Source organism: Aquabacterium sp., assembly GCF_035476535.1.
In the GTDB taxonomy this organism is placed as follows: Bacteria; Pseudomonadota; Gammaproteobacteria; order Burkholderiales; family Burkholderiaceae_C; genus Pseudaquabacterium.
The window spans coordinates 1-4355 of the sequence record NZ_DATILJ010000327.1 but is presented as its reverse complement, the minus strand read 5'-3'; the positions used below and the strand labels follow the sequence as shown (position 1 = coordinate 4355).

At 68.4% G+C, this 4355-nt stretch carries 4 protein-coding genes and 1 pseudogene; all 5 read left to right on the top strand.

Annotated elements, in window-relative coordinates; translation table 11 throughout:
- Nucleotides 1–552: TRAP transporter small permease (locus VLK61_RS31300; RefSeq protein ID WP_325427515.1), on the top strand; the 552-nt coding region annotated here is incomplete at its 5' end.
- Between the two features lie 2 nt (nt 553–554).
- The gene (locus VLK61_RS31295; RefSeq protein ID WP_325427513.1) at nt 555–1835 is read left to right on the top strand and encodes a TRAP transporter large permease subunit; all 1281 of its coding nucleotides are present in this window, start codon (nt 555–557) and stop codon (nt 1833–1835) included.
- Nucleotides 1836–1989: 154 nt separating this feature from the next.
- Nucleotides 1990–2997, top strand: a complete 1008-nt coding sequence (locus tag VLK61_RS31290) for a TRAP transporter substrate-binding protein (RefSeq protein ID WP_325427511.1) — start codon at nt 1990–1992, stop codon at nt 2995–2997.
- 34 nt (nt 2998–3031) lie between these two features.
- Nucleotides 3032–3910 (top strand): shikimate dehydrogenase, encoded by an 879-nt coding sequence (locus VLK61_RS31285; protein ID WP_325427509.1) that lies wholly within the window; start codon nt 3032–3034, stop codon nt 3908–3910.
- 17 nt (nt 3911–3927) lie between these two features.
- A pseudogene (locus tag VLK61_RS31280) lies at nt 3928–4355 on the top strand (4-hydroxyphenylpyruvate dioxygenase); the annotation flags it as partial.

Genomic DNA, 4355 nt, shown 5'->3' with positions numbered 1-4355 from the left:
GTGCTGGAGCTGCTGATGGCGCTGCTGCTGGCGCTGATGGTGCTGCTGGTGTTCGGCAACGTGGTGCTGCGCTACGGCTTCAACTCGGGCATTGCGATGTCGGACGAGATGTCGCGCTGGGCCTTCGTCTGGCTCACCTTCCTGGGCGCCGTGGTCGCCCTGAAGGAGCACGGCCACCTGGGCTCGGACATGCTGGTGTCGCGGCTGCCGGTGCTGGGCAAGAAGATCTGCCTGGTGCTGGGCCAGCTGCTGATGCTGTTCCTGACCTGGCTGCTGCTGCGCGGTGCGTTCGAGCAGGCGCGCATCAACTGGGACGTGGAGGCGCCGGTCACCGGGGCCTCGGTCGCCTGGTTCTATGGCGCCGGCGTGGTCTTCGCGGTGTCGGCCGGCGTGCTGCTGCTGCGCGAGACCTGGCGCGCGCTGTCGGGCCAGCTGGCCGACAGCGAACTGGTGATGGTCAAGGAGTCGGAGGAGGCCGCCGAACTCGAAGCGCTGCAGGCCGAACTGGCCCGCGACGCTGCTCCCGCCCCCAGCCCCACCCGGAGCCGCTGATCATGACCGTGTTCATCTTCCTCGGCTCCTTGCTCGCCGCGATGGCGCTGGGCATCCCGATCGCCTATGCGCTGCTGGCCACCGGTGCTGCGCTGATGTGGCACCTGGACCTGTTCGACGCGCAGATCCTGGCGCAGAACGTCATCAACGGCGCCGACAGCTTCCCGCTGCTGGCCGTGCCGTTCTTCATGCTCGCCGGCGAGATCATGAACGTCGGCGGGCTGTCGCAGCGCATCGTCAACTTCGCGCTGGCGCTGGTCGGCCACATCAAGGGCGGGCTGGGTTATGTGGCCATCGTCGCGGCCTGCTTGCTGTCGGCCTTGTCGGGCTCGGCGGTGGCCGATGCGGCGGCGCTCACCGCGCTGCTGTTGCCGATGATGACCAAGGCCGGCCATGACAAGGCGCGCTCCGGCGGGCTGATCGCCGCCTGCGGCGTCATCGGCCCGGTGATCCCGCCCAGCATCGGCTTCGTGATCTTCGGCGTCGCGGCCAACGTCTCGATCTCCAAGCTGTTCCTCGCCGGCATCGTGCCCGGCCTGCTGATCGGCGCGGCGCTGTGGCTGACCTGGATGATCCTGGTGCGCAAGGAGCAGATCGTGCCGCCGGCGCGCAAGTCGCGCCAGGAGGTGCTGGTGGCGATGCGCGAGGCCACCTGGGCGCTGCTGCTGCCGGTGATCATCCTCGTCGGCCTGCGCTTCGGTGTCTTCACGCCGACCGAAGCGGCGGTGGTCGCGGCGGTGTATGCCTTCTTCGTCGCCACGGTGGTCTATCGCGAGCTGAACCTGCGGCAGCTGTATGCCATCTTCGTCACCGCGGCCAAGACCACCGCGATCATCATGTTCCTGGTCGCCGCGGCGATGGTCTCGGCCTGGCTGATCACGGTGGCCGACCTGCCCAGCAAGATGATCGCGCTGCTGCAGCCCTTCATGGGCAGCCCGACGCTGCTGCTGATCGCGATCATGCTGCTGTGCATGGCGGTGGGCACTGCGATGGACATGACACCGACCATCCTGATCCTCACGCCGGTGCTGATGCCGGTGATCAAGCAGGCCGGCATCGACCCGGTGTACTTCGGCGTGCTGTTCATCATCAACAACTCGATCGGCCTGATCACCCCGCCGGTGGGCACGGTGCTGAACACCGTGGCCGGTGTCGGCCGCATGAAGATGGACGAGGTCACGCGCGGCGTGCTGCCCTTCATGCTGGCCGAGTTCGCGGTGCTGTTCCTGATGGTGCTGTTCCCGCCGCTGGTGACGGTGCCGATGCGCTGGTTCACCGGATGAATTCCCCCACCCCCGTAGCGCCTTCGGCGCTTCCCCCTCAAGGGGGCCGCGCCGGCGGACCGGCGGAGCCGGATCCGCGGCCCGCGCTGGACAGCGTCGGCCATGCCCCGCCCGTGACCCCTTCCCACTGACCAACCGAAACAGGAGACTGAGCATGAATCTCTTCACCCGCCGCGCCGCTGTGCTGGCACTGAGCCTGATGGCCGCGTCCTTTGCCACCCAGGCCCAGGACATCAAGGAACGCGCCTTCAAGCTGGCGCTGCAGAACCCCAAGGGCCACCCGCTGGCCACCGGCGCCGAGAAGTTCGCCGAGATCGTCGCGGCCAAATCCGGCGGCAAGCTCAAGGTCAACCTGTTCCCCGGCGGCACGCTGGGCAGCGACGCGGCCAGCGTCAGCGCGCTGCAGGGCGGCACGATCGAGATCGTGGTGCTGAACTCCGGCATCCTGGCCTCGCAGGTCAAGGACTTCGAGGTCTACGACTTCCCGTTCATGTTCGCCAACGCCCAGGAGGCCGACGCAGTGGTCGACGGCCCGCTGGGCCAGAAGCTGCACGCCAAGCTGGCCGACAAGGGCATCGTTGGTCTGGCCTACTGGGAACTGGGCTTCCGCAGCCTGACCAACAGCAAGCGGCCGGTCGCCAAGGTCGAGGACATCGCCGGCCTGAAGCTGCGCGTGATCCCGAACGCCATCAACATCGACTGGGTCAAGGCGCTGGATGCCAACCCGACGCCGCTGGCTTTCCCAGAGCTGTATGCCGCGCTGGAGCAGAAGGCCGTGGACGGGCAGGAGAACCCGGTCAGCGTGATCCTGGCCAACAAGTTCGCCGAGGTGCAGAAGTACCTGACCTTGACCAACCACCAGTACAACCCGCAGTCGATGATCTTCAGCAAGAAGGTCTGGGACACCCTGGGCGCACCGGAGAAGAAGATCCTGCAGGACGCTGCCGTTGAAGCCAGCCGCTTCCAGCGCCAGACCTCGCGCGACGCCGCCGCCGGCACCATCGACCAGCTGAAGAAGGCCGGCATGCAGGTGAATGAATTGCCGGCAGCCGAGATGACCAAGCTGCGCGACAAGATGAAGCCGGTGATCGACAAGCATGGCGCCGCCATTGCCGCCACCGTGGCCGAGCTGCAGGGCGAGCTGGCCAAGCTGCGCAAGTGATGACTGGCCACTGACAACGAGCAGGCAATCGACCATGGATCCACAAAAGCCGTTGATCGGGTTGATCGGCGCCGGCATCTCGCAGTCGCTGTCCCCGGCGATGCACGAGGAAGAGGCCCGTCACCACGGCCTGGACCTGCACTACCAGCTGATCGACCTCGACCGCACCGGCGAGGGCATCGAAGCGCTGCCGGGCCTGTTGGCCGCCGCGCGCACCATCGGTTTTGCCGGCCTGAACATCACCTTCCCGTGCAAGCAGGCGGTGCTGCCGCTGCTGGATGATTTGTCCGACGAAGCGCGTGCGATGGGCGCGGTGAACACCGTCGTCCAGCGCGACGGCCGGCTGATCGGCCACAACACCGACGGCTCCGGCTGGGCCTGGGCCTTCCGCCGCGCCCTGCCGCAGGCCGAGTTGTCCCGCGTGGTGCTGCTGGGCACCGGCGGCGCCGGCTCGGCAATTGCCCATGCGGTGCTGCAGCTGGGCGCGCAGCAACTGGTGCTGGTCGACCGAGAACTGCCGCGCGCGCAGGCCTTGGCGCACAGCCTCAACGCGCTGCATGGTGCGGGCCGCGTGATGGCCCAGGCCGACGTGGCCGCCGCGCTGCAGGGCGCCAGCGGGCTGATCCATGCCACACCCACCGGCATGTCCAAGCTGCCCGGCCTGCCGCTGGATGCCGCGCTGCTCCACCCGGGCCTGTGGGTCGCCGAGGTGGTGTATTTCCCGCTTGAGACTGCGCTGCTGAAGGCCGCGCGCGCGGCCGGTTGTCCGGTGGCCGACGGTGGCGGCATGGCGGTGGGCCAGGCCATCGGCGCTTTCGAACTGTTCACTGGCCGGCAGGCCGACCCGGAGCGCGTGGCCGCGCACTTCCGGCGTTTGGTGGCGGCGCGTGAAGCGGCGGCGCAGACCGTCTGAAACCAGGAGCCCCTGTCGTGACGACAACCCCCCTCGCACCTGATCGCGAAGCCATTGGCGAGCTGCCCAACCCGCTGGGCCTCGAAGGCATCGAGTTCATCGAATACGCCACCACGCGCCCGCAGGCCCTGGGCCAGGTGCTGGAACGCCTGGGCTTCCGCCCGGTGGCGCGGCATCGCTCGCGCGAGGTGCTGCTGTACCGCCAGGGCGCGATGAACGTGGTCATCAACGCCCATCTCAGCAGCCTGCCGCGCAGCGTTCAGCCCGGCGAGACGCCGGTGATCACCGCCGTCGCGCTGCGCGTGCAGGATGCTGCGGCCGCCTACCGCCGCGCGCTGGACAAGGGCGCCTGGGGCGTACCCACCCAGGTGGCGGTGATGGAGCTCAACATCCCGGCCATCCATGGCGTCGGCGCCAGCCGCCTGTACTTCATCGACCGCTGGCG